The following is a 25,797-nucleotide window of genomic DNA, read 5'->3' as shown; positions in this document are numbered from 1 at the left end:
ACAACCTTTGTAAGTAAAAATAAGGAAAAATCACCCAGAGATCGAATATTTTCCACGGCCGGGGGCGTTTTAACGATTCTTTATACAATTCGGACGTCCTGCATCACGACCGGGCTGTGCTCCGCCTGACGGGCCTCTACTTCGAACTTGTTGAGGAAGTAGCCATTACGTATCCAGTCTGCCAGGTACCTGACGAGAAACCCAAAAAAGCCATGGCGGCGGTATTGACGGACATGACACACCTCATGACGCACCCAGGCCACGTCGCGCAGAAAGCGCTGGCGGTCGGCGCCGTACAGGTGAATCTTGTGACCAAATACGATGGCGACAGCCGGCGACTTCATCTTACGGGCGGCCAGTCGGGCCACCCAGGAGTTTTCTTTTATAGTGCAGATGATGATGCTCAATGTTTATGCTTCCGGTCCAGGTCAAATCTACGGGAAATATTAAAACCCCAGCGGAACTGACCGTTCGTCCACGTGGACGTGGTTTCCGGTATAAACTGGTTTTCGAGCGTAGCAGTGGAATTGGTAAAGTTCACATGAAACACGTGGCCGCCTGTCTCTATCTCGAGGCCTACACCCAGTGAGTTATAATACTCCATCCCTTGCGTTTTGGCAAAGTCCTTACTGGCCTGATCGCGGAAGGGCACAAAGTAATCGACCACCAGCGCCAGGCGGTTCGTGAAACGCAGTCTGCCACCCACGCCCAGCGCGAACATGCCATTCATGTCTGCATATCCTACCCGATTTCGATGTACGTAAGTCGGCAACACCGCCAGTGAAAACGCATGGCCGAACTGCCGCGCCAACACCGCCTGCGCCGTGTAACTCATGCGATCGCTGAACTTACCGAAATAGGCAGGCGAGGCTTCTTCTTCGGCGGATTCCATGGCGCTTACCACGGCGTTACCGAACAGCGTAATGGCCAATGGTATGCGGTTATCGGTCGTTTGCTGCAGCAGCCGGTATTTGACCAACCCCTCATATAACTGCGACAGGTTACCGGAACCTTTACTGCGGCCGATACCCACAGTGAGATTGTCGGAAACACCGTACTCAAAGGCAATACGGATGTCGGTGGAATTATCCATCCCGAAGAAAGTTTTCGCACCGCCGTTGCTGCCGGCCATATCGCCAAAACGGTGGCCTACGCGGAAATCCAGTTCGTTTTTACCGAGCGTTTCGTTGGACTGGCCATTGATGATACGGGTGGACTTGAACGTGGCGATAACGGGCAGACTGCGTTTTGCGGAGTCTTTGAACATGCCGCTGAGATCGTCCTGTGCGTAACAGGCGGCAGGTAACAGGCAGGCGGCGAAAAGTATTTTTACGAAAGACATAAAGCGTTTTTAATATGGTTGATTATTTGGCTGGTGCGTATTTGCCGCTGACCGTTACGTCTACGACCTCCGCTATGTTTTTCACGACGAGGCGTGGAATTTTAATATTGTGATCCGCTACCCTCACTTTGAAAGTGCTGCTTACAGCGATGCTGCCGACAGCTACGGTTAAAGTACCTTTTTCGCGGTACGTCTTTTTTACGCCGTGCATATCCAGCGTACCTTCTACCGTAACCGTGTAGGTGCCGGGCTTGGTGAGATCGGGCAGATCGAGCAGTTTGCCCTTGAACTCGGCGTTCGGGAACTTATGTGTTTCCAGGTAGTTCTCGTTAAAGTGCTCCTGCATCAATGACTTCTTAAATTGAAAAGTGTTGACGGCCACTTTAAAGTATACCGCACCGGTTTTGATATTGATGGCAGATACGCACTGCGTGGTTTTCGCATCAATATCTTCCATGGGCGCTTTGGAAAAGAAAGACAAACTTACGTTACGCGAAGCGTACACGTCCTGCGCTGTGGCGCCAAGGGCGAGGGGCAGGCAGAGCATCAGCAGGATCAGGTGTTTCATGTCATGGTTCCTTTAATGGTTATTGATCTGGCATTCCTTTGGATATCCAGCAGGCGATAGAGTCGCGTACGGCACGTGGCAATGCAGGAAACCCCTGTGACTGGGGCATATCGGCATTGGCAGCGGTAACGCGGGCGGCGAACAGCCCTTTATTTGCATTGATGTACGCCTTCAGGTTCGCCTGTGAGCTGAAGTTAGCAGCTGAAGGTGCACCGCCACCGGGGTGACAGGCATAGTTGGTGCAGTTTTGCTGTACAATGGCGTATATACGTGCCGATGTAATGGTCGCCGTGTCGCAGGCCACGATGGGCGCTTCGGGCTTAGGGGCCTTGTCGGCCGTACAGGCGCTGTAGATTACCCATAATAGTAACAGGCCGGAAAAGTATCTCATCATCTTAGCTAATTTATCTTTTTTGAATCCTTACGATTTTCTGTATACGTGCTTATATTGCAAACAGTTGTCTTTCCCTCGAAAGATAATATATTTACAATTAAACTAATACAACGTGAACATCGAGCAATTATATCATATATACCAGCAACACCCAAGCATACAAACGGACACCCGTAAACTGCAGTCCGGCGATCTATTTTTTGCGCTGAAAGGACCAAACTTTAACGGCAACGCCTATGCGCAGTCGGCACTGGAGTCAGGTGCTGCCTTTGCCGTGGTGGATGAGGAAGCTTACTTTACTGTGCCGGATAAAATGATGCTCGTACCGGACGCCCTGGAAACCTTACAGCAACTGGCCTTACATCACCGCAAACAATTCACCATCCCGTTTATTGGTATTACCGGCACTAACGGTAAAACCACTACGAAAGAGCTGGTGAAAACCGTGCTGGCGAGCACCTATAAAACTGTGGCGACGGTCGGTAACCTGAACAACCACATTGGCGTGCCTTTAACCATCCTCAGTATTCCAAAGGATGCTGAGATGGCCGTGATAGAAATGGGCGCCAACCACCAGCTGGAGATCGAAGGGTATTGTAAAGTAGCGCTGCCTACCCACGGCCTTATCACCAATATCGGCAAAGCGCACCTGGAAGGCTTTGGCGGTCCGGAAGGGGTAAAGAAGGCCAAAGGCGAGCTGTATGATTACCTGCGGGCCAACAATGGTACGGTGTTTTATTACAATGGCTACGACTACCTGGCCGAAATGAGCAAAGGCATTGCCCACGTGGTAACTTATGGGATTGAAGGGGCAGACTATAACGGATCGGCAGTAGCAGGTACAGCGTTGCTCGAAGTAAAAACCGGCGACGACCTGATACGCACCCAACTGGTGGGCGCTTATAACCTGCCAAATGCACTGGCAGCGTATGCGATCGGCCGGCATTTTAATATTCCGGCTGCTACGATTAAACAGGCGATTGAAGGGTACGTACCCTCAAATAACCGTTCGCAGATCATTCAACAAGGCAGCAATACGGTGATCATGGACGCTTATAACGCCAATCCATCGAGTATGAAAGCGGCGATCGAGAACTTTGCGGGATTGGATGCAGCGCAGAAAGTATTGTTACTCGGCGGTATGATGGAACTGGGTGAGGATAGCGAAAAAGAACACCAGGAACTGGTATCGCTGCTGGAAAGAACACATTGGAAAGCGGTGGTATTAGTAGGGGGTGATTTTGCAAAGGTGAAGCACCCATATATCTTTATGAAGAATGCAGAAGAAGCGAAAAGATGGCTGGAGCAGCAGGCGTTCGAAAACACCCATTTGCTGATCAAAGGATCGCGTAGTGTGGGGATGGAGAAGGTATTGTAAGTCCTCTGATCAAAGGATCGCTTAGCGTGGGGTGACGAAGTTATTGTAAGTCCTCTGATCAAAAGATCGCGTAGCGCGGGGATGAAGAAGTTATTGTAAGCCATCGTCATACTGCGCATCATCATTGTCTTCGACATCTCGAATGAAATGAAGCGAACATACGCTCCCGTCTCCGACATCGTAGTGTCTGGCAACATTAAATTACAGGAGCGAAGCCTGCGCACGAAGGTGGCCGCGCTTCGCTCGCCATGACGAATATTTTCGATTGATGATCATAGAAAAAGCCGCCGAAGTGAGTGACACAACGGCGGCTTAATTATTTTACAGAAGCTGATAAAAAAATAAACCTGCGAGCTAAAAAACTCACAGGTTTTCATAACCTATGCCAACTTTAGAGTATCTTTAAATAGCCTACGGCTAGATTATTTTATTGAAAATCAAGTTAGTAAGGTTTCCTTACTTTTCCTAATTAAAACACAGTTATATAAGAACTTAATTTATTTAACAACAGTTATCTACGAGAATTGTTCAATCACGGTTTGACCCGTTTAAGAAATATTTTCTCGTTATGCGTTTGTTGCTTTAACATTAATTAAACAAAAACTTAGCCACTGCATTGGAGTGAACCTGCCACAACTGCTATAACCCTTACCCAGACTGACTTTCTGCACTTTTAACTGAATTACAACACCGAGCCCGACCTATTTGTTCGTTTTCCCAAAGTGTTTAATTATCGCCCCACCTTCGTTTTCCTTTACCCGGAATTGGAGCGTTGCTTCCTCATGTCCGTTCAACACCACCACCTGCGAAGGGATGCCGTGGAAGTTGCCCGTAGGCTGCACCTGCCGCAGCGCTACATCGTAAACGCCCGGCGGCAACCACAGTCTGAAGCGGCCTTCGTTCGAAACATACGCCTGGTAAAGCTTACCGCTGCCGCCCGTTGCCTCTACCAGCCAACCTTGCGACGACTGCGCGTACTGACTGTAGCGACCTTTTTCCCATTGCACCTGGCCGGTAATGCCCGCACTCTTCTTCATCGGCACCGACAACGCCCGTACACCACGGCCTGCGGGAAGTAGTAACTGCCCATCAGTCATCCAGCCACCAGGCGCGGCCACGCGGGCGATGCGCTCCTCACTATTGGAGCTTTCATATACCACGTTGCCATCTTCTCCGGACACGAGGCCATGTTCCCCTACATGCACCAATACGCCCTTTAGGCCCGGCTCGCCGGCATCGCGCACGTCGTTATTATTACGGTCTTCGTAGAAACTGAGTCGGTGCCGCGCCGGCCTGGGCGTACCGATAGGTTTACCGAACAGGAAACTCACGCCGGCGCTCAGGTTGGAGAAGTCGTACCTGCCCGGACCTAAGAGCGAGTAATCGGCGTGCACCAGCCAGTGTTTCGCCGCCTGCCAGGCTGCACGGCCGGTGTAAATAGACATCCATCCGGGCAGCGCATCCTGGTAAATCCATTGCGCAGTGGCCATTGTTTGCAGCTGCCCTTTCAGGAAAGTTTTCTGGAAGGTGGGGCCGAATTGCAGCGTGCGATAGGTTTGGTACACCCGGTCCATGTTGACATACTCGCGCAGGTAGTAAGGCGCAATTTGCCCCCAGCCGGAAAACGAAAACCAGCTGTAACCGAGGTTCATATTTAACCGGTGCGACTGAAACACATTCGCCTTCGCGCGATTAATATTGTACTGCGTGCTACCGATATCATAAGTAGTAGTAGCGAAAAAACCGGATGGCGTTTGCCATAATATATCCATTGCCAGGCGGTCGCTCACCGAACTGAAATCGGGGATGCTTTGCGGACGATAGTTCACACGTTGCCAGTTACGATATGGCCTTAACGTTACACTAAAATTCGGAGATGGCATGATGCGTAAGGATACTTCGCCCGATTCCTGCTCATCACTTTCGGGCAGGAAGTTGTAAACGAGTTCATTCATCAGCGCAGGTGCATTGGCCTGTTGAAAATACCGCACGCCTAGTTGCAGCTTTTCGGTTAATAACATGTTAAAGCGTTCGTCGAAAAAGCGATGCCCCCGCCGGAAACCTGCGTAATGCCGGCCCGACACATAATTGGAAGATACCCAGGAATAACGCCCCGCTGTGCCGGTGATGTCGAGTCCACCCGCGGCAGCGGTGTAACGTTTACCGGTGGAGTCGACCGTCTCATCACTAAAGCCAACAACGCCCCGCAGGTTGATGAGTTGTTGCTCGTTGTACTGCCAGCTCAGAGAGCCGAGCCGCGACGTAAGACCTTCCCTCCCATCTTCCCGGTACATGGCCTGTGTATGAAAACTAAAGCCCTGCTCGCGGGTGAAGTCTAAGTCGACCGCATGCGTTGTCACCCGCGGTACTTTAATAGAACCTTTCTCCGATGAGAAGCGCAGCTGGTTATTATTATCATGCAGATACGTGTAACTGGCCGTCAAGTCCTTACCCATTTCCGCGCCTGCACGCACGCCCTGGCCGTTCAGGATCACCTCTTGTAAATCTGTGATACTGCCGGCTTTGGCGAACAGGGCGCCTTGTTTTAAATAGATGTAACTATCGGTGAGGAAGCTTTGATTTTGTTGATAGAACCACAAACTTTGTAAGCGTACATCTAACGCATTGTTGCCATTGGCGTGTGCAGACATCAGCGTGGTTTGCAGGAATGGCGTGCCGGTAAAAAGATTGCGTGCAGACACATCCAGGTAGTTGCCCTGCAGTAACAGATCCTGCGCGCGATCAGAGAAACGGTTGGAGACAATAAGTGGAATGCAGTAAGCAGATGCGAGCAACAAGTTATTAGGCGTACTCACCGATATACTGATCTGCGGTTTCTGAATGGCACCCAGCTGCTCGTCCGCCACAGCCCTTACGATCACCGTGGTATCCATGCCTGCTGCAAGTGTAAACATCGGTGGCGAAGGCATAAAACGAAAGCCGCCCGGAATGGCTGCATACCGCACTGACAAAGGCTCTTCGCTGTTACCGCGATTCATGATCTGCACGCGCCAACGCACCGTATCTTTCGCTGATTGCATCAATACAGGTTGCTCTTGCGCAACCAAAACAATCCGCCTCTTCCGTTCGACGACAAAGCGTATCTTTTTTGTTAAGCCAATGTTATTGACAGCAGAGGTAAAGCTTACAGCACAGCTGTTATTGTCGCGGTTGTTAGTCGTCTCTTTCACAAAAAATTTCAGCACGATGGGACGTGTTTCATTTGGTGCAAGTGTTACTTCACGCACATCACTGCTGAGCAGCATAATTCCATCCGGCTTTATTACCACTCGACCGGAAACCTTTTCTGTAGCCGAATTGCGAAGATGTAGTGTAGTCGTAACCGTTTGTCCTGCCTTTACATGAAGCACATCTTTTTCGAGCGAAATAACGACCTGTCCCAAGCAAATTCTGCTTGAAAAAATGACTAGGATATAGATGAGTAATAGCTTCAAATGAAAGCCATAAGGCATATTCGGCAGGTTCGTTTTGATAAATGTAGGTGATATTTATCACAAAAAAAATGCGCACATTTGCCGCAGAATCATGTACCTAAATTTTCATTCTCATGAAAAACCCAAGCAGAATAATTATCGCTATGCTGATTGTTGTGGCCGGCCTAACCACCTCCAAAAATGTGAAAGCCCAGAACGCCACACTTACTGTAAGATTGGTTGCAGTATTGACTATGACTGTTAACGAGACAAACCCGACCTTAGTGTTTGCGAACGCAGCAGACTACGCGAATGGGGTATCTGTCACCTATCCGAATGCGCTTACGGTAACGAGCACTTCTGCTTATACGATCAAAGTAAAAGCAGCTACCGCTGATCTTACCAATGGCTCTAACAGTATTCCTGTAAGCAACGTAAAAGTACAGCCAACAGGAACTACAGGCATTGGAACACCATCGCAGGTAAGTCTGTCGACCACCGATCAAAACATTGTTACGAGCGCACCTGCAGCTATCCTGAAGAACATCAATCTGCAGTACAGCACAGATGCAAACAATGCAGCGTTTATTGGTAAACCGGCAGGTGATTACACCACGCAAATTACGTTTACCGCAACTGCCGGTTAACCGTTAGCATTCAGCCATCTTTTTATTTTATTACCACTGCATGTTACAACAACATGCAGTGGGGATTTTATTGCGCTAACCTCAATACGTTCCATGTATAGATTTTACATTTTACTATTGACGACGTGCCTTTTCGGATTAACAACGATGGCACAACCTTCTGTTTCTGTTGCACCCTCGCGGTTGTTTTACTCGTTTCCTGCGGGACAATCATCTACGCAGGAAATACGTATTTCCAATCCGGGTAAAACCTCTATGGTGTTTAGTATAACGCTGGCCGACTGGTACCGCGACAGCTTAGGCGACAAGCAATACAGTAAGGCCAATACGTTGAAACATTCCTGCGCAAGCTGGATAGAATTGCCCTATAGCAGTATCGTATTGCAGGCCGGTGAAGAAAGAAGCATTCCTGTAAAACTTGCATCAACACGCGATGCAGGAAACATAGTGAGGAACGCAATGATATTTTTTACGCAGGCAGAAGATGATGAGAGTATTCGCTCGCAGAAAAAACTGGGCGCCAGTATGATTATCAGATTAGAAGTAGGCGTGCATATTTACTACACACCGCCGTCATTAAGCAAGAAGTCGTTAGAAGTAATCGACTTCAGGGATAAGGGTGTTACAAAGCTGGGGGACTCCACGAAACATGTGTTAGAAGTGGTATTGCATAATACTGGCGAACTGATGACGGAGAGTATGGTAAAACTGGAACTTACGAACCAACAAACTGCCGAAGAAATAAAACTTGAACCACAGCCGGTACCGATGATGCCGGGTGTTAAACGCGTGATCCGTTTTGGATTGCCGGCCACATTGAAGCCAGGCAATTATTTAGGCGTAGCGATCGTGGACAATGGTCCCGATATACCATTACGCATCGGGGAACTGGAGTTTGACCACAAATAATAAATGACACGAGGTAAACAACTATATAGCGCTATTTGTATCTGCCTGTTACTGCCGTTCGCCGGCATGGCACAGAACGGGCCGCGCAGTATTAATGACGAGCGTGACTTTCTTGGATTTACAACATCTAACCCGCCGGTAATCACCATCGCTACAGCCGCGGAATACCAGAACGGAAAATTCTCAGATGCGCCTTCCAGTATTTTATTGGCGGTAGGTATTGCCTGGACCGTTTCCGTGCGCGCACAAACCGCTACACTGAATAACGGCATCAATACCATCCCGGTGAACCAGGTCACTATACAAGTGGTGGGTGCTACATTTGGTACAGGTGTAATAACACTATCGACTACGAACCAGGTAGTGGCGAGCAGTGTACTAACATTGGGATCGAGCTTCAACTTCCGGTATACATTGAAGGGCGGCAATCACCTGCTGCAGCCGGCCGGGAACTATACAGGAACAGTGATATTCAGTACTACGGGGTTGTAATCTCCTGGCAGATTTCCACCAACACCCCATGTGTATTTTTAGGATGCACAAAACAGATCAGTTTATTATCTGCCCCACGTTTCGGTTGCTCGTTCAGTAACACGAATCCTTCCGCCGCGAGTCGTTGCATCTCCGCATGAATATCTGCTACCTCGAAAGCGATGTGATGAATGCCTTCTCCTTTTTTATCTATGAATTTGGCGATCGCACTTTCGGGTGCAGTGGCCTCGAGTAATTCGATCTTCGTTTCACCTTGTTGCAGGAAGGCAGTTTGTACTGCTTCGCTTTGCACAGCTTCCTGTTTGTAGCAATTTGTATTCAACAGTTTTTCGTACAGGGGCACGGCGTCTGCCAGGGAGCGTACCGCGATACCGATATGTTCAACTTTCAGCATAATGGAAGTAAATGTAGTATTTTTAATGGCGTAAAAAGTGAATGGACATGCTGAAACTGCCGGTGTATCTCGATTACAATGCTACTACTCCCTGCGACCCGCGGGTAGTGGAAGCCATGTTGCCTTTCTTTACCGAACATTTTGGCAACGCCGCCAGTCGCAGTCATGCTCCCGGCCTTTACGCACATGCCGCCGTTGACCTGGCCCGTGAGCAGGTAGCCGGCCTTATAGGCGCGGAGCCGCAGGAAGTACATTTCACCTCGGGCGCCACCGAAGCTAACAACCTCGCTCTCAAAGGCGTGGCCGAAGCTTACGCCAGCAAAGGCCGCCACATCATCACCTGCGTTACCGAACACAAAGCCGTGCTGGACGCCTGTCAGCACCTGGCGCACACAGGGCACGACATCACCTACCTGCCCGTTAACCAGGAAGGCGCCATCGACCTCGCAGCGCTGGAAGCCGCCATCAGGCCCGATACAATACTCATTTCGCTGATGTATGCCAACAATGAAACCGGCGTCGTACATCCCGTTGACGCGATCAGTAAGATCGCACGGAAACACGGCGTGCTGTTTATGTGTGATGCCTCACAGGCCGTTGGTAAAATACCGGTGAACGTAAATACCGACGGCATCGACATCTTAACCTGCAGTGCCCATAAACTATACGGCCCTAAAGGAATGGGCGCTATCTACCTGCGGCGCAAATCCCCCCGCGTACGTGTTATCGCGCAGATCGACGGGGGCGGACACGAACGCGGCGTACGCTCCGGCACCCTGAACGTACCGGGGATTGTAGGATTTGGCAAAGCCTGCGAACTGGCTGCGCATCAGCTTAACACCGAAAACATTGTTCAACTCCGCGACCAACTGGAGAGCGGGTTGCTCGATATACCGGGAACAAACGTGAATGGTCTGCCTTTCGCTGCTGCCGGCACGCCAACGCCCGGTCAACCGGCAAGTCCAGGCAAACGCCTCCCACACGTGACCAACATCTCCTTTGCCGGTGTTACAGGCGAAGCGATCATGATGGCTACCGGTAAAAGCATTGCCGTTTCTTCCGGCTCTGCCTGCACCTCCGCGAGCCGCGAACCGAGTTATGTGCTGAAGGCCATGGGAGTGCCCGACGAACTGTCGCACGGCTCCCTGCGGTTCTCTTTAGGACGGTTCACTACGGAGGAGGAAATACAATTCGCTGTCAGCGCCATCAGAACAGCCGTAGCGCAACTCCGCTCGCTGCAACCCTTTTCTTCTATATGATTTTTAAAGTTAATTTGTAGCTTGCACATAAACTGTTTAGTTTTACGCAACTTTGAACTTTCATGCTAGCAATATTTAAAAAAGAAATTCACCAGTTCTTCAGCAGTATCACCGGGTATGTTGCCATCATCCTGTTCCTGCTCGCGAACGGCCTGTTCCTGTTCGTGTTCAGCGACACCAACCTGCTGGATGCGGGCTACGCCAACCTGGACCCACTGTTCGAACTGGCGCCGCTTATATTTTTACTGTTGATACCAGCCATCACCATGCGCAGCTTTTCGGAGGAATTTAAAAGCGGCACGATGGAGTTACTGAGTACCAAACCACTCACCGGCTGGCAGATCGTGCTGGGCAAATACTGGGCATGTGCGCTCATCGTGCTGATTTCACTGATACCGACATTTATATATTACATCGCGGTGTCGCAACTCGCTGCGCAACCGGGGGCTATGGATACAGGCGGCATTGCAGGCTCTTATATCGGGCTGTTGTTGCTGGGCAGTACGTTTACCGCGATAGGCATCTGGGCATCTTCTATTACTTCCAATGCGGTGGTGGCGTTCCTGGTATCGGTGTTTACCTGTTATATATTTTACACCGGCTTTGATGCGTTAAGTAAACTGCCGGTGCTGGCGGGCGGTTTCGACTACTACCTGCAAATGGCGGGCATCAGCTTTCATTACAATTCCATTAGCCGCGGGGTGATAGACAGTCGCGACATCATTTATTTTTTCAGTGTGATCGGCTTTATGCTGTACCTCACCAAAGTATCGCTGCAACGCAGGATATGGCAGGCATAACATCATATCAATACCTACATGGAAGTTACGACCAGGCATAAACGAAAACAATATATACAGCGCGTACTGCTCGTGCTGCTCGTCCTCATAGGCATTAATACCGCAGCGTCTTTCCTGCACCGCCGCTGGGACCTTACCGCTGAAAAACGGTACACGCTTACCGGCTCCACCAAAATGCTGCTGCGCGGCCTGGATGCGCCGCTGGAGATTGATGTGTTTCTCAAAGGCGACTATCCCGCAGGATTCCGACAGCTGGCACAAAACACACAGGAACTGCTGGAAGAATTTTCTGAATACGGCGGCAACAATGTACGGTTTCGTTTTATTACACCAGGAGCTGAACTGCCCGACAGTCTGCGCTTCATCTTCCAGGATTCGCTCGTGCAGAAAGGTATCATGCCGTTTAACCTGCAGGTGCAATCAGATGCGAGTGACGGTATTTCCGAAAAGCTGATTTTCCCAGGTGCGCTGGTGCGTTATAAAGGCAAAGAGATAGGCGTTACCCTGCTGCAGGGCCAGCCAGGCACCGATCCGGCGCAGGCGCTGAACAGCTCGGCCGCTATGCTGGAATATCGTTTTGCCAATGCGATTTACCAACTATCGCTGAAAGAAAAACCGCTTGTAGGTTATATGCTGGGGCATGGCGAACCAGTGGGCACACATGTGTACGACGCGCTCACCACACTGCAATCGTATTACCGGCTCGACACCATCAACCTGAAACTGAACCCGTTTATTCCGCGTGAGTTCGGCACGATCATCTTCTTAAAACCGATAGAAGCATTTACTGAAGAAGATAAACTGAAGATCGACCAGTACGTGATGAACGGCGGCAAGGTGATCTGGTTCCTGAATAATTTAACCACGGATATGGACAGCCTGCAGGCCAGCGGCAACTTCGTGGCCATGAGTCGCGGGCTGGAGCTGGAGGACCTGCTGTTCCGTTATGGCGCGCGCGTAAACCAGGACCTCATCCAGGATTTGCAAAGTGATGTGCTGCCGATCATCGTGGGCAGCATGGGCGACAAACCGCAGATCCAGTACATGCCGTTTATCTACTTCCCTAAATTCTCCTCCACCGGCTCGCACCCTATTGTTAAAAATATGGACGCGGTACTTGGCAGATTCACCAATTCTATTGACACCGTTACGGGTGGCGGCATTCAAAAAACCATCCTGTTGGCGTCGTCGGCCCGCAGCCGTAAGGTAAGCAGCCCCGTAGGCATCAGCCTCGATGAATTAAAGCGCAAACCCAATCCGCGCCAGTTCATGCCCGGTAATATTCCTGCGGCCGTATTGCTGGAAGGTAACTTCACTTCTCTGTTCAATCACCGCCTGAACGGCCGGCAGCTGGAGGTATTACAGCAACTCTCCGGTGTTCCTTACCGCTCCGTTACCGCCGCGCCAAATAAAATGATCGTGGTGGCCGATGCAGATATTGTGACCAACTTCTTCTCAGAAAAGAATGGCCCGCTGCAAATGGGCGCTAACCGTTTTACTCAGGAAGTATTTGCCAACAAAGAGTTTTTCACCAACTGTATGGAGTATCTCACCAACACCAGCGGCATCATGGAAACCCGTAACCGGGAGCTGACACTGCGGTTGCTGGATGGGGAAAAAGTGAAACAGCAACATACAAAATGGCAGCTACTGGCCTTCGTTGTACCCATTGGTCTTGTGCTGATATTCGCCATGGTATTCAATTTCTTGCGTCAACGCAGGTTCACGGCCTAGTGGCACAGGATTAGCGGAAAAGGATGATTTGAAAGCATTATCTTTGCCTTTCATAAAATTTCCTACATGACTCCGGAGCAATGGACGTTTATCGTTTTCGGCATTGTTATTATTGTTGCGCTAATTTTTGACCTCGGCCTACTGAGTAAGAAATCCGCTAGTATTTCGATTAAAAAGGCACTTATACAGACTTCCTTCTGGGTAGGTCTCGCCTTCCTGTTTTTTGGTTATCTCTGGTACGAAGATGGTTCCACGATTGCAGTCAGCTTCCTCAGCGCTTACCTGATGGAATGGTCGCTATCGATCGACAACATCTTTGTATTCATCCTGATATTTGGCTTCTTTAAAGTTAAAGAGTCCAACTTCGCCAGGGTGCTGCTGATCGGTATCCTGATGGCGATCGTACTGCGTGCGATATTTATTACCCTGGGCGTAGCCCTCATCGACCGTTTCCACTGGATACTGTACATCTTTGGCGCGTTCCTGGTATATACCGGCGTAAAAATGTTTTTCGTGGACCAGGACGATGAGTACAATCCGGCCGACAGTCCCATTTATAAATTCTTTAGCAAACGCCTCCGTATTACACATGATAACCCGGAAGAGAAGTTCGTGGTAAAGCGGGATAACAAAACCTATTTCACGAATTTATCACTGGTAGTGATGATGCTGGCCGTGACCGACGTCGTGTTCGCACTCGACTCCATCCCCGCAGTATTTGCGATTTCGAAGGAGCCGATGGTGGTGTACACCTCCAACATCTTTGCGGTGTTAGGCTTGCGCTCGCTGTTCTTTTTGCTGCGCGGCGCGGTGGATAAATTCGACTACCTGCAGCAGGGTATTGCGATCGTACTGGTGTTTATCGGTGCTAAAATGCTGGTAGAGTACTTTAATTTTCATATTCCCATCTACGTGTCGCTGATCGTGATCGTGGCATGTTTGGGCGGTTCTATCCTATATTCCTTGTACCATCAAAAAAAAGATTTACCTGAAGAAATAACAGACCAGAAGGTTTAACCGTTAATAGGCGGTAGCCAACTCGACAAACCATATAAAAAGTGTATAACGCAGAAACCATCAGCAAGGTACTGAAGGGAGAACTGTTGCAACATACAGGAGCTCCGGAGATCGAACATATTGTACTGGACAGCCGCAAGCTGAATTTTGCAGAAACATCATTGTTCATTCCCCTTGTAAGTGCGCGCCGCAACGCGCACCAGTTTATTGAAGAGCTTTATGAGAAAGGCGTCAGCAATTTCATCGTAAGCGAATCAATAGACCTTCAAAAGTACCCCAATGCCAATGTGATATTGGTGAAAGACACGCTTCAGGCGTTGCATGCCCTCGTGGCCTGGCATCGCCACCATTTCCATTTTCCCGTAATAGGCGTAACCGGTAGTAACGGTAAAACCATCGTGAAGGAGTGGCTGTACCAGCTGCTGGAAAAGGACCACAACATTGTTCGCAGCCCGAAAAGTTATAATTCTCAAACCGGTGTACCGCTGTCCGTTTGGCAGATGAAACCGGAAAATGACCTGGCCATTTTTGAAGCCGGCATTTCCCAACCGGGTGAGATGGTGAACCTCGAGAAGCTGATCAAACCCACCATCGGCATCTTCACCAACATTGGCGAAGCACATAGCGAAGGCTTCCTTAACATACGGCAGAAGATCAACGAAAAGCTGATCCTCTTCATGAAAAGTGATGTACTCATCTACCCGAAAGATTACCTCGCGCTAAATGAATGTGTGCTCAACTTCCATAACCAGGTAGGCAAACGCGAAACGGATAAAGCCATCCAGCTGTTTTCCTGGTCGCGTAAGACCGATGCAGACCTGCGTATTATCAGCTGCGATAAAAACACCAATCACACCCGTATTGACGCGCTGTACAAAGGCGAAGCGATGCATATCAATATCCCATTTGTTGATGAAGGCTCCATCGAGAACGCCATCAACTGCTGGGCACTGATGCTGTACCTGGAAATCCCTCACGCTACCATTATCGATCGCATGGATCGCCTCGGCAACATCGCCATGCGCCTCGAATTGCGGCAGGGGATCAACAATAGCTCTATCATCAACGACAGCTACAATTCAGATATGGGTTCGCTGTCGATTGCGCTGGAGTTTTTACAACAGCAACGGCAGCATCCGAATAAAACCGTTATTCTCAGCGACATCCTGCAAAGCGGTAAAAGCGACTTCAGTTTGTATGAGGAAGTGGCTGCATTACTCGAGCAAAAAGGCATCCAGAAGCTCGTAGGCATCGGCCGCAACATCAGCCGGGAGAAGCGAATTTTCCAGCAGGTGTTAGGACTGAAAAGCAGCTTTTACCAAAGTACAGAGGAGTTTATCCAGCAGTTTAACCCGCAGGACTTCGTACAGGAAACCATCCTGGTGAAAGGCGCCCGTGTGTTCCAGTTCGAACGCATCGGCAAACTGCTCGAACACAAAGCCCATCAGACTATTCTTGAAATAGACCTGTCGGCCATCGCTCATAATATTACACAATACCAGGCGCTGTTGAAGCCCGGCACCAAGTTAATGGGAATGGTGAAAGCCTTTTCCTATGGCAGCGGCAGCTTCGAGATCGCCAACCTGTTGCAGTTCCATGGTGTGGATTACCTTGCCGTGGCATATGCAGACGAGGGCGTAGACTTACGCAGGGCCGGCATTACCATGCCTATCATGGTCATGAACCCCGAACCCAGCACCTTCGACGCCATCCTGCAATGGAACCTGGAGCCGGAGATTTATTCCATGCACCTGCTGAACAGGTTCGAGGAAGAAGTGCGGGCCAGTAATAAAGTCAACTATCCCATCCACCTGAAGCTGGATACCGGCATGCACCGGCTTGGCTTCGAGAAGAAAGATATACCTGAACTCATCAGCCAGCTGAAGGAACATAGTGCTTTTCATGTGAAGTCTATTTTCAGCCACCTGGCCGCCAGTGAAGATCCGGAGATGGACGAATTCACCCGCAGGCAGGGCAGCCTGTTCCGCGAAATGAGCGCCGATCTGCAAAAAGCCCTCGGCTACCCGATCATCCGCCACATTTCCAACAGCGCCGGCATTCACCGGCACCCCGAACTGCAGTTCGACATGGTACGCCTGGGCATCGGGATGTATGGCGTGGATAACTCGGCAGACATGCAGGCCAAACTGAAAAACGTAAGCACCCTTAAAACCACGGTAGCGCAGGTGAAAAAACTGGCCGTAGGCGAAACGGTGGGCTACGGTGGCAAGTGGACCGCCAAAGTACCTTCCGTGATCGCAACGGTGCGTATCGGTTACGCAGACGGTTATAACCGTTGCCTCAGCAACGGTAAGGGACAAATGCTCATACACGGCAAACTCGCGCCTGTTGCTGGCGTCATAGCGATGGACATGCTCATGCTCGACGTTACCCATATTCCGGAAGTGAAAGTAGGCGACGTGGTAACCGTATTCGGGGAGGATTTGCCCGTACAGCAACTCGCCGCCTGGGCAGACACCATTCCGTACGAAATACTCACCGGCATATCGCAGCGTGTGAAACGAATCTATTTCCAGGAATAGTAACTGACCATCAAACCTGAAAAGGATTAAAAGAAAATGCTATTTTTGGCAAAAATCAGAGATTTTGAAGTATCGTCACGTCGTTATTATCGTCTTTTTGGTGCTGTTGGTAGACCAGGTCCTGAAGTTCTGGATCAAAACTAATATGACCCTCACGCAGGAGTACACCATTTTTGCAGACTGGTTCCACATTCATTTTATTGAGAATGAAGGCATGGCTTATGGCCTGCAATTCGGTGGCGGCTTCGGTAAGATGTTCCTCACCCTATTCCGTCTCGTAGCGGTGATAGTGGGCTTCATATATATCAAACGCCTCATCCGCGACGGCTACCACAAAGGCCTGATCATCTGCGGCTCCCTCATTCTCGCGGGTGCAGCGGGCAACCTGATCGACAGCCTGTTTTACGGCATGATCTTCTCCGAAAGCACGGCTGCCAGCGTAGCGCAGTTCATGCCTGAAGGCGGTGGTTATGCGGGTTTCCTGCACGGTAATGTGGTAGATATGCTGTACTTCCCGCTATACAAAGGCTTCCTGCCAACATGGGTGCCGATCTGGGGTGGCGAGTATTTCATCTTCTTCCGCCCGGTGTTCAACATCGCCGATGCGGCCATTTCCATAGGCGTGATCACCATCCTGCTTTTCCAGAAACGTTTCCTCATCCGCCGCATACCTGCTAACCACAATACCGTGGAGACCAACTCCGTAGTAGATGATCAGCACCAGGTGATGTAGTGGTGTATATACTGTACTAGGAAGCTGCTCTTGTTAAGGGCAGCTTTTTTATTTTCCAAAATATTTGGAGATGCCACATATTCCTGCTATTTTAGTCCACAATATCTATAGACTATACAAGCACTATAATATATGTCGCATAATGAGTTGATCGATAAGGTTGAACAACGACGGGCTACTGTTGAGAGCCAGGAGGTGCTTATTGACCTTGTTAACGAGGAAAATAAGAGCAGCCGGGTGCTTTGGGTCATTATCGGTATTATCGGCGTAGTGCTGTTGGCAGGCGTCTATGCTTACTTCTACGGCGTATCGAACGAGGCGCAAACGCGTATCGGGCAGCTGGCGGAGCAAATCTTCACGAAAGAACTTTTCTTTTATATAGGCGTTGGCCTGGCCGCGCAAATGATCGATGGCGCTTTGGGCATGGCCTATGGCGCTTCTTCGTCTTCCATGCTGCTGAGCCTTGGCATTCCGCCGGCTATTACCAGTACCAGCGTACACGTGGCGGAGGTGTTTACCACGGGCGCTTCGGGCATTGCGCATTTTAAATTGGGCAACGTTAACAAAAAGCTGTTCCTCTACCTGCTGGTGCCCGGTGTGATTGGCGCAGTAGCAGGCGCCTGGCTGTTAAGCGACTGGATCGATGGCGATGTGATCAAACCCTACATGAGCGCCTACCTGCTCGTTTTAGGCGTGATCATCATCTTTAAAGCCCTCAAAAAGAAAAAGCGTAAAAGTAAAACCCGCAATCTTGGGCCGCTGGCATTGTTCGGCGGTTTTATGGACTCTGTGGGCGGCGGTGGCTGGGGGCCGATCGTGACTTCTACCCTGTTGAGCCAGGGCCGTGCGGTGCATTACACCATCGGTTCCGTGAACGCGGCGGAGTTTTTCATCTCACTCGCCAGCGCCAGTACGTTCCTGCTGTTTAACGGCATCGACAGCTGGCATGTGATCGTAGGCCTCATTATCGGCGGTGTGATCGCATCACCACTTGCTGCGGTGTTAGTGAAGAAGATCAAAAGGAAACCACTGATGCTGCTCGTAGGTGTATTGGTCATCCTCATGAGCCTGCGCACCATCATTCTCTCCTGGATTTAATGTTTATTTTGCCATAATTACAAAAGGCGTCCCTTATGAGGACGCCTTTTTTTATGCGATGTTTTTTATTACAGGTTGATGTCACCCACCATGTTACCAGGTACTACCCATTGGTCAAATTCCTCTGGCGTAACGTAGCCCAGTTTCACCGCCATTTCTTTCAGCGTGGTGCCTTCTTTATGGGCTTTCTGCGCGATCTCGGCGGCTTTGTAGTAACCAATCTTTGTGTTCAGCGAAGTTACCAGCATCAGTGAATTTTCAACGTGCTTGCGGATGTTCTCTTCGATAGGTTCGATGCCTTCGGCGCACTTGTCGTTGAAGCTTACGCAGCCGTCACCGATCAGGCGGGCGGAGTGCAGGAAGTTGTAAATCATTACCGGCTTAAACACGTTCAGTTCAAAGTGACCGTTCGCGCCGCCGATGTTGATCGCCACATCGTTACCCAGTACCTGCGCAGCGATCATGGTTAACGCTTCGCACTGCGTAGGGTTCACTTTACCTGGCATAATAGAAGATCCTGGTTCGTTATCGGGAATATGAATTTCGCCGATACCGGAACGTGGGCCGGAGCTGAGCATACGAATGTCGTTAGCGATCTTCATGAGACTAACGGCAACGGTTTTCAGCGCGCCGTGCGCTTCTACGATCGCATCATGCGCAGCCAGTGATTCAAATTTATTTTCTGCTGTAACGAAAGGTAAGCCGGTAAGTTCCGCTATCTTTTTCGCTACGTTTTCTGAGTAACCTTTTGGTGTGTTGATGCCGGTGCCTACTGCAGTACCGCCCAGTGCCAGCTCGCTCAGGTGTGCCAGGGTATTGTTGATCGCGCGCAGACCGTGGTCCAGCTGCGATACATAACCGCTGATCTCTTGTCCGAGGGTGAGCGGCGTAGCGTCCATAAAGTGGGTACGGCCGATCTTCACTACGTTCTTGAACTTCACCGCTTTGGCGTGCAGGGTGTCGCGCAGCTTTTTAATACCGGGAATAGTAGTTTCCAGCAGTATTTTGTAAGCAGCGATGTGCATCGCTGTAGGAAAAGTATCGTTGGAAGACTGTGATTTATTCACGTCATCGTTAGGATGAACGAATTTATCTTTATCGGAAAGCTGGCCGCCGTTGATTACGTGTGCACGGTAAGCCACCACCTCATTTACGTTCATGTTGCTCTGTGTACCAGAGCCGGTTTGCCAAACTACCAGTGGAAACTCATTATCCAGTTTGCCATCCAGTATCTCGTCACATGCCTGGCCGATCAGCTTTGCTTTTTCTTCGGGCAGTACGCCAGCTTCCTGGTTCGTAAAGGCCGCGGCCTTTTTCAGGTAGGCAAAAGCGCGGATGATTTCCTTCGGCATCCTGTTAATATCCTGGGCAATGCGGAAGTTGTCGATCGAACGCTGGGTTTGTGCGCCGTAATATGCATTTACAGGCACTTTAACTTCACCCATGGTGTCTTTCTCTATTCTGAAATCCATATGCTAAAATTTAGGGATACAAACCTACAGGAAAATGAGGACTTGCGATATGAAAAATGTCAGTTATTGTCCTGTAAAGTTTGCCGCTCGCTTCTTGATAAAGGCTTCAGCGCCTTCCTGCAAGTCTTTTGTACCAAAACAGGCCCCAAACTGCTGGATTTCGGTTTCGTAACCATTCAGGTCTTTATCGAAAGATGCGTTTACACATTTCACCACCTTCGCGATAGCCAGCGGGGCCTTTGTATGGATCTTTTCGAGGATAGCCCTGGTTTTCGGGATCAGCTCTTCTGCAGTGGTAACGTGGTTGACCAACCCGAGCGACAAAGCCTCCGAAGCAGGTATCACATCCCCCGTCATAATTAATTCTAATGCCTTGCCCCTGCCCACCAGCTGCGTAAGCCGCTGCGTGCCGCCATAACCGGGAATAATGCCTAAGTTCACCTCGGGCTGACCGAACTTCGCATTGTCCGACGCCAGCCTGAAATGACAGGCCATGGCCAGTTCGCAGCCGCCACCTAAGGCGAAACCGTTTACTGCGGCCACTATCGGTTTGGGAGAATCTTCTATCCGCTGGAAAATTACCTGGCCACGCTTCGCGAGACCCGCCCCTTGTTCGTTAGAAAGCGTAAGGAACTCACTGATATCGGCCCCGGCCACAAAAGCCTTGGCACCAGCGCCTGTAATGATCCCGCTTTTAATGTCTTTGTTCGTGTACACTTCGTCGATAGCCAGCGCCAGCTCCTGCATCACCTGCTGGTTGAGGGCGTTCAGCTTATCCGGACGGTTGATCGTAATTGTGAAAATGCTACCGCTTAATTCCGTTTTGATGGTTTCGTACATAACAATGCTTTTTTAGAAGTTTCGGTGTGCTGCCGTCCATTTCTCAATATAGCCGGCAATTTCCTGGGTATTGGTGCCGGGCGGAAATATTTTGCCTACGCCCAGTTCATTGAGCGCTTTAATATCTTCATCGGGAATGATGCCGCCGCCTGTCAGCAGTACATCATTCATGCCTCTTTCCTTCATAATTGACAAAACACGTGGAAAAACAGTCATGTGGGCACCGCTGAGGATACTGATGCCAATGGCATCCACATCCTCCTGCAGGGCGGCGTTTACGACCATTTCGGGGGTTTGGCGTAAACCGGTGTAAATAACTTCCATGCCGGCGTCGCGCAGTGCGGCTGCAATCACCTTGGCGCCGCGGTCGTGGCCGTCCAGCCCCACTTTGGCTACCAGTACGCGAACAGGGCGTTGAAGAGGGTTGACCATAAGTTTATTTTGATGTTCAGTTGTAAATGTAGTATTTTATCAGTTAAGGGCGGAAGCTGTTTGAACTCGCTAAAACGCCAGTTTATCTTACATTTGCAGTCCGGTAAAAAGCCAAAAGTTATATGAGCGAGGAAAAATCGTTAAACTTTATAGAACAGATCATTGAAGAAGACATCGCCAACGGAACCCATGGCGGACGGGTGCTTACCCGCTTCCCGCCGGAGCCGAACGGCTACCTGCATATCGGGCACGCCAAGTCCATTTGCCTGAATTTTGGCCTGGCCCTGAAATACAATGGCCAAACCAATCTTCGCTTTGATGATACCAACCCCGTAACCGAAGACACCGAGTACGTGGACTCCATCAAAGCCGACATCCGCTGGCTGGGCTTTGAGTGGGCTAACGAGTTATACGCAAGTGATTACTTTGAACAACTGTACCAGTTTGCCACTAAACTGATCGAGCTGGGATATGCATACGTGGACGATTCCACTTCCGAAGAAATTGCGTCCATGAAAGGCACGCCTACCGAGCCTGGTAAGGAGAGTCCGTACCGCGCCCGTACTGCGGCCGAAAACCTGGCTCTGTTTGCAGACATGCGAGCAGGCAAGTTCAAGGATGGCGAAAAGGTGCTGCGCGCTAAAGTAGATATGGCTTCGCCGAACATGCACATGCGCGACCCGATCATCTATCGTATTCGTCACGCACATCACCACCGCACCGGCGATACCTGGTGTATATACCCGATGTACGACTTCGCACACGGACAAAGCGACAGCATCGAACAGATTACCCATTCGATCTGTACCCTGGAGTTTATTCCCCACCGTGCGCTGTACGATTGGTTTATAGAGAAGCTGAACATCTTCCCAAGCCACCAGTATGAGTTTGCCCGTTTAAACATGACCTACGCGGTGATGAGTAAACGTAAACTGCTGCAGCTGGTGAACGAGAACCACGTAACCGGTTGGGACGATCCCCGCATGCCTACGATCAGCGGTTTGCGCCGCCGTGGTTATACGCCTGCAAGCATCCGCCAGTTCTGCGAAAAGATCGGTGTAGCAAAACGTGATAACCTGATCGACATCAGCCTGCTGGAGTTCTGCATCCGCGAGGAGCTGAACAAAACAGCCAACCGCGTAATGGCCGTGCTGGACCCGATCAAGCTGGTACTCACCAACTATCCCGAAGGAGAAGTAGAACATATGCAGGTAGAAAACAACCCGGAAGATCCAACTGCCGGCAGCCGCAGCATACCGTTCAGCCGTTCGCTGTGGATAGAGCGTGAAGATTTTATGGAGAACCCTCCCAAGAAGTTCTTCCGCCTGGGCGTAGGCCTGTCTGTTCGCCTGAAGAGCGCGTACATCGTTACCTGTACCGGGTTTGACAAAGACGCTGACGGCAACGTCACAACCGTTTATGCCACCTACCTGCCAGAGAGCAAAAGCGGTACCGATAACAGCGGTCTCACCGTAAAAGGTACGATCCACTGGGTGAGCGAGCAACATGCCGCCACTGCGGAAGTACGTTTGTACGACCGCCTGTTTAAGGTAGAAGATGTAGGCAACGCCGAAGGGGATTTTAAAGATCACATCAATGCTGATTCGCTGCACCTCATACAGAACGCCTACATTGAACCTTCCCTGCTGGAAGCTAAGGAGGGCGAGCGTTTACAGTTCATGCGCAAGGGATACTTTGTGGTGGATAAGGACAGTACGCCCGGCAGACCGGTGTTTAACCGCACCGTAACGCTGAAGGATACCTGGGCGAAAGAAGCTAAGAAATAATTCGATAGTTTGTCGAACGAGAAGCCTCTGCGATGTGCGGGGGCTTTTTTTGTTTAAATGTTTTGGGGGATGGGTGTGTCTTCGCCGCCGCAGCAGCATGCATCTGCGAATGTCGAATAGCAAGATGAAAGTACAAGTGAGTGACACAACGGCGGCTGAAAAATGGGGTGAAAGGTGGCTAACAAAAGAAAAGCCCCACCGTGCGGTGAGGCTTCCGTATGATGAAAGTTCAGATGTACTACGCGAATAAAGGCAGGGCGTGTTGGATGCGGGCGATGGTTTCCGCCTTGCCGAGGGTTTCTGCGATGAGGAATACCTGTGGGCCGAATTTGCCGCCGCAGAGCATAATGCGGAAAGGCATTTGCAACTCTCCGGGTTTGATGCTTTTAGCAGTAGCAAGTTGTTTGAAGCTTTCCTCGAGGGCAACGGCGTTAAAGTCGGGCAGCTGGTCGAAGCTGGCGGCCCATTCTTCGAAGAACTGTTGCTTTTCGGGCGTCCATTTTGGCTTTACGGCGTCGGCATCGATGGCTTCGGGCTTCTGGAAAAAGTAGAAACCATGGTCCCATATCTCGTTGACGAACTGGCAGCGTTCTTTTACGAGTCCGGTGATTTTTTCGGTGAAAGACGGATCGGCAGTGATGCCTTTTTCCTGCAACACGGGCTGGAAGAGTTGGGCCAGTACTGCGTTATCCGCTTTTTGGATATACTGCTGGTTGAACCATTTTGCTTTATCGAAATCGAACTTCGCACCGCCCTTGTGAACACGTTCGATGGAGAAACGTTTAATAAGTTCGTCGAGGCTGAATATTTCCTGGCCGGAACCGTCGTTCCAACCGAGCATTACCAGCATGTTGATGAACGCTTCGGGCAGGAAACCCATTTCGCGGAAACCACGGGTGAAAGTCTCGCTACCAGGCACGCCCCAGTTCATAGCATACACCGGGAAGCCCAGGCGGTCGCCGTCACGTTTGCTGAGTTTTCCGTTACCATCGGGCTTCAGGATCAGCGGGAGGTGCGCCCATTGCGGCATGTCATTTTCCCAGCCGAAGTAGCGCCATAACAGGATGTGAATAGGTGCAGAAGGCAGCCATTCTTCGCCGCGGAAAGCGTGTGAGATCTTCATCAGGTAATCGTCTACCACCACCGCGAGGTGATACGTAGGCATACCGTCGGCCTTCAGCAGTACTTTATCATCTAAGGTCGAAGTGTTGAAAGTCACCGTGCCGCGGATCATATCGGTGAAAGACACGTCCTCGTTTTCGGGCATGTTGATGCGCACCACGTGCGGAGCGCCTTTCTCCAGCAGTTCGGCCACTTCCGTTTCGGAAAGCGTGAAAGAGTTACGCATCGTGCTGCGGATAGCGCGGTTGTATTGCGGGGCGTGATTGCCTTTGGCTTTCTCCACTTCACGCATAGCCTCCAGCTCCTCCGGGGAGTCGAAAGCGTAATAGGCGTGACCGGCTTTGATGAGCTGCCCGGCATACTCGCGGTACATTGGCTTACGCTCACTCTGGCGGTAAGGGGCGAAAGGGCCGCCTTTTACCGGGTCTTCGTCGGGCACGAGGCCGCACCAGCGAAGGCATTCCTGTATATATTCTTCCGCTCCGGCAACGAAACGGGTTTGATCAGTATCTTCAATACGCAGCACAAAATCACCGCCGTGCTGCCTGGCGAACAAATAATTGAACAGCACCGTACGAACACCTCCCAGGTGAAGGCCGCCCGTAGGGCTCGGTGCAAAACGTACCCTTACTTTTTTCTGTTCCATAGGCCGCAAAGGTAAACAAATGGTTTATTATAGGTACTTTTAGCGCGTATTTACCGGCAAGCATATGTTCTATTTTACCAAAACGCCCACCCTACTTAAAAGCCTTTACAGCAGCTGTACCTGGAGCCTCTCACCCACCGCCCCCGTGGTTTATTTCACCTTTGACGACGGTCCGCACCCACAGGCTACGCCGTTCGTACTGGACCAACTGAAACAGTACGACGCAAAGGGCACTTTTTTCTGCATCGGCAAAAATGTGGTGGAGCAGCCGGAGATTTACCAGCGTATTTTATCGGAAGGGCATGCCGTGGGCAACCATACCCATAACCACCTGAACGGCTGGAAGACGGGGACTAAAGCCTATCTCGCGAACATTCATACAGCAGGTCAATACATCCGCAGTAATTTATTTCGTCCGCCTTACGGCCGCATTTCTCCTTTTCAGATAAGACAATTGAAGCAGCAGCAAACGCCTTTTCACATCATTATGTGGGATGTGCTGAGTGCCGATTTCGATACCGCTATCAGCGGCGAGCAGTGTTTGCAGAACGTGGTGTTTAAATTGCAGAAAGGGTCGATCATCGTATTTCACGACAGTACGAAAGCCTGGGAGCGGCTGGAGTATGCGTTGCCGCGGGTGCTCGCCTATTGTAAGAAGGAAGGGTTACGCATGGAAGCGTTGCCACAATATCGTGCCCTCAATTGACGATGGCCGGGCATTACGCCCAGCCATCTGTAGTGTATAAATTCCTTCTG

The 25,797-nt window shown here is 50.4% G+C and carries 23 protein-coding genes; 13 read left to right on the top strand and 10 right to left on the bottom strand.

What is annotated here, in order from left to right; translation table 11 throughout:
* Window positions 1-80: 80 nt before the first annotated feature.
* Genes MKQ68_RS24340 through MKQ68_RS24325 form a run of 4 tightly spaced genes read right to left on the bottom strand, consistent with a single transcriptional unit; the run spans window position 81 to window position 2,304 of the window.
* Complete coding sequence (locus MKQ68_RS24340; protein WP_244845598.1) at window positions 81-407, bottom strand: DUF4157 domain-containing protein; 327 nt, start codon at window positions 405-407, stop codon at window positions 81-83.
* A complete protein-coding gene (locus MKQ68_RS24335; protein ID WP_244845597.1) occupies window positions 404-1,342 on the bottom strand; it encodes a DUF5777 family beta-barrel protein in 939 nt (312 codons plus the stop codon). Before MKQ68_RS24335 ends, MKQ68_RS24340 begins: the two co-directional genes overlap by 4 nt.
* 22 nt (window positions 1,343-1,364) lie before the next feature.
* Window positions 1,365-1,910: a YceI family protein gene (locus tag MKQ68_RS24330; RefSeq protein ID WP_264281330.1), complete on the bottom strand. Its 546-nt coding sequence runs from the start codon at window positions 1,908-1,910 to the stop codon at window positions 1,365-1,367.
* A gap of 19 nt (window positions 1,911-1,929) precedes the next feature.
* Complete coding sequence (locus tag MKQ68_RS24325) at window positions 1,930-2,304, bottom strand: hypothetical protein (RefSeq protein ID WP_244845595.1); 375 nt, start codon at window positions 2,302-2,304, stop codon at window positions 1,930-1,932.
* A 112-nt stretch (window positions 2,305-2,416) separates the two neighbouring features.
* On the opposite strand from MKQ68_RS24325, the gene MKQ68_RS24320 reads away from it, so the two are divergent.
* Window positions 2,417-3,682, top strand: a complete 1,266-nt coding sequence (locus MKQ68_RS24320; protein ID WP_264281329.1) for a UDP-N-acetylmuramoyl-tripeptide--D-alanyl-D-alanine ligase — start codon at window positions 2,417-2,419, stop codon at window positions 3,680-3,682.
* 701 nt (window positions 3,683-4,383) lie between these two features.
* On the opposite strand, the gene MKQ68_RS24315 is transcribed toward MKQ68_RS24320, so the two are convergent.
* Window positions 4,384-7,086 (bottom strand): COG1470 family protein, encoded by a 2,703-nt coding sequence (locus tag MKQ68_RS24315; RefSeq protein WP_264281328.1) that lies wholly within the window; start codon window positions 7,084-7,086, stop codon window positions 4,384-4,386.
* A gap of 164 nt (window positions 7,087-7,250) precedes the next feature.
* On the opposite strand from MKQ68_RS24315, the gene MKQ68_RS24310 reads away from it, so the two are divergent.
* The 3 genes from MKQ68_RS24310 to MKQ68_RS24300 all read left to right on the top strand — a co-directional run bounded on the left by MKQ68_RS24310 (window position 7,251) and on the right by MKQ68_RS24300 (window position 9,164).
* Complete coding sequence (locus MKQ68_RS24310) at window positions 7,251-7,763, top strand: hypothetical protein (RefSeq protein WP_264281327.1); 513 nt, start codon at window positions 7,251-7,253, stop codon at window positions 7,761-7,763.
* Between the two features lie 147 nt (window positions 7,764-7,910).
* Window positions 7,911-8,672: a COG1470 family protein gene (locus tag MKQ68_RS24305; protein ID WP_244845587.1), complete on the top strand. Its 762-nt coding sequence runs from the start codon at window positions 7,911-7,913 to the stop codon at window positions 8,670-8,672.
* 3 nt (window positions 8,673-8,675) lie between these two features.
* Complete coding sequence (locus tag MKQ68_RS24300; RefSeq protein ID WP_244845586.1) at window positions 8,676-9,164, top strand: hypothetical protein; 489 nt, start codon at window positions 8,676-8,678, stop codon at window positions 9,162-9,164.
* Here the strand turns inward: MKQ68_RS24300 and mce are convergent.
* Window positions 9,151-9,558 carry a methylmalonyl-CoA epimerase gene (gene mce / locus MKQ68_RS24295; RefSeq protein ID WP_264281326.1) on the bottom strand — a complete coding sequence of 136 codons (408 nt, stop codon included), beginning with the start codon at window positions 9,556-9,558 and terminating at the stop codon, window positions 9,151-9,153. The genes MKQ68_RS24300 and mce overlap by 14 nt on opposite strands.
* A gap of 47 nt (window positions 9,559-9,605) precedes the next feature.
* Between mce and MKQ68_RS24290 the strand changes: the two genes are divergently transcribed.
* The 7 genes from MKQ68_RS24290 (at window position 9,606) to MKQ68_RS24260 (ending at window position 18,742) form a co-directional block, all read left to right on the top strand.
* Entirely contained in the window at window positions 9,606-10,817 is a 1,212-nt protein-coding gene (locus tag MKQ68_RS24290) for a cysteine desulfurase family protein (protein ID WP_264281325.1), read from the top strand.
* 62 nt (window positions 10,818-10,879) lie between these two features.
* A complete protein-coding gene (gldF, locus tag MKQ68_RS24285; RefSeq protein ID WP_264281324.1) occupies window positions 10,880-11,617 on the top strand; it encodes a gliding motility-associated ABC transporter permease subunit GldF in 738 nt (245 codons plus the stop codon).
* An 18-nt stretch (window positions 11,618-11,635) separates the two neighbouring features.
* The gene (gene gldG, locus MKQ68_RS24280; RefSeq protein WP_264281323.1) at window positions 11,636-13,351 is read left to right on the top strand and encodes a gliding motility-associated ABC transporter substrate-binding protein GldG; all 1,716 of its coding nucleotides are present in this window, start codon (window positions 11,636-11,638) and stop codon (window positions 13,349-13,351) included.
* A 66-nt stretch (window positions 13,352-13,417) separates the two neighbouring features.
* Entirely contained in the window at window positions 13,418-14,368 is a 951-nt protein-coding gene (locus MKQ68_RS24275) for a TerC/Alx family metal homeostasis membrane protein (protein ID WP_264281322.1), read from the top strand.
* Between the two features lie 41 nt (window positions 14,369-14,409).
* On the top strand, window positions 14,410-16,911 hold the full coding sequence (locus tag MKQ68_RS24270; protein WP_264281321.1) for a bifunctional UDP-N-acetylmuramoyl-tripeptide:D-alanyl-D-alanine ligase/alanine racemase: 2,502 nt from the start codon (window positions 14,410-14,412) through the stop codon (window positions 16,909-16,911).
* 64 nt (window positions 16,912-16,975) lie between these two features.
* Window positions 16,976-17,644, top strand: a complete 669-nt coding sequence (locus MKQ68_RS24265; RefSeq protein WP_264281320.1) for a lipoprotein signal peptidase — start codon at window positions 16,976-16,978, stop codon at window positions 17,642-17,644.
* Between the two features lie 132 nt (window positions 17,645-17,776).
* Entirely contained in the window at window positions 17,777-18,742 is a 966-nt protein-coding gene (locus tag MKQ68_RS24260; RefSeq protein WP_264281319.1) for a sulfite exporter TauE/SafE family protein, read from the top strand.
* A 68-nt stretch (window positions 18,743-18,810) separates the two neighbouring features.
* Here the strand turns inward: MKQ68_RS24260 and fumC are convergent, their stop codons facing one another.
* The 3 genes from fumC to MKQ68_RS24245 form a co-directional block, all read right to left on the bottom strand.
* A complete protein-coding gene (gene fumC / locus MKQ68_RS24255; RefSeq protein ID WP_264281318.1) occupies window positions 18,811-20,214 on the bottom strand; it encodes a class II fumarate hydratase in 1,404 nt (467 codons plus the stop codon).
* A gap of 63 nt (window positions 20,215-20,277) precedes the next feature.
* Window positions 20,278-21,054: an enoyl-CoA hydratase/isomerase family protein gene (locus MKQ68_RS24250; protein ID WP_264281317.1), complete on the bottom strand. Its 777-nt coding sequence runs from the start codon at window positions 21,052-21,054 to the stop codon at window positions 20,278-20,280.
* A gap of 12 nt (window positions 21,055-21,066) precedes the next feature.
* Window positions 21,067-21,486, bottom strand: a complete 420-nt coding sequence (locus tag MKQ68_RS24245) for a cobalamin B12-binding domain-containing protein (RefSeq protein ID WP_264281316.1) — start codon at window positions 21,484-21,486, stop codon at window positions 21,067-21,069.
* A gap of 122 nt (window positions 21,487-21,608) precedes the next feature.
* Between MKQ68_RS24245 and MKQ68_RS24240 the strand changes: the two genes are divergently transcribed.
* Window positions 21,609-23,273, top strand: a complete 1,665-nt coding sequence (locus MKQ68_RS24240) for a glutamine--tRNA ligase/YqeY domain fusion protein (protein WP_264281315.1) — start codon at window positions 21,609-21,611, stop codon at window positions 23,271-23,273.
* A gap of 238 nt (window positions 23,274-23,511) precedes the next feature.
* Here MKQ68_RS24240 and gltX read toward each other — a convergent pair whose 3' ends face one another.
* Entirely contained in the window at window positions 23,512-25,041 is a 1,530-nt protein-coding gene (gene gltX, locus MKQ68_RS24235; RefSeq protein ID WP_264281314.1) for a glutamate--tRNA ligase, read from the bottom strand.
* Window positions 25,042-25,105: 64 nt separating this feature from the next.
* Here gltX and MKQ68_RS24230 point away from each other — a divergent pair, with 64 nt between their 5' ends.
* On the top strand, window positions 25,106-25,747 hold the full coding sequence (locus MKQ68_RS24230) for a polysaccharide deacetylase family protein (RefSeq protein ID WP_264281313.1): 642 nt from the start codon (window positions 25,106-25,108) through the stop codon (window positions 25,745-25,747).
* The last annotated feature ends 50 nt before the right edge of the window (window positions 25,748-25,797 follow it).

The sequence above is a fragment of the Chitinophaga horti genome, from assembly GCF_022867795.2.
GTDB lineage: Bacteria > Bacteroidota > Bacteroidia > Chitinophagales > Chitinophagaceae > Chitinophaga > Chitinophaga horti.
Note: the sequence above shows the minus strand (reverse complement) of the source record. Positions and strands in the feature narration are given on the sequence as shown.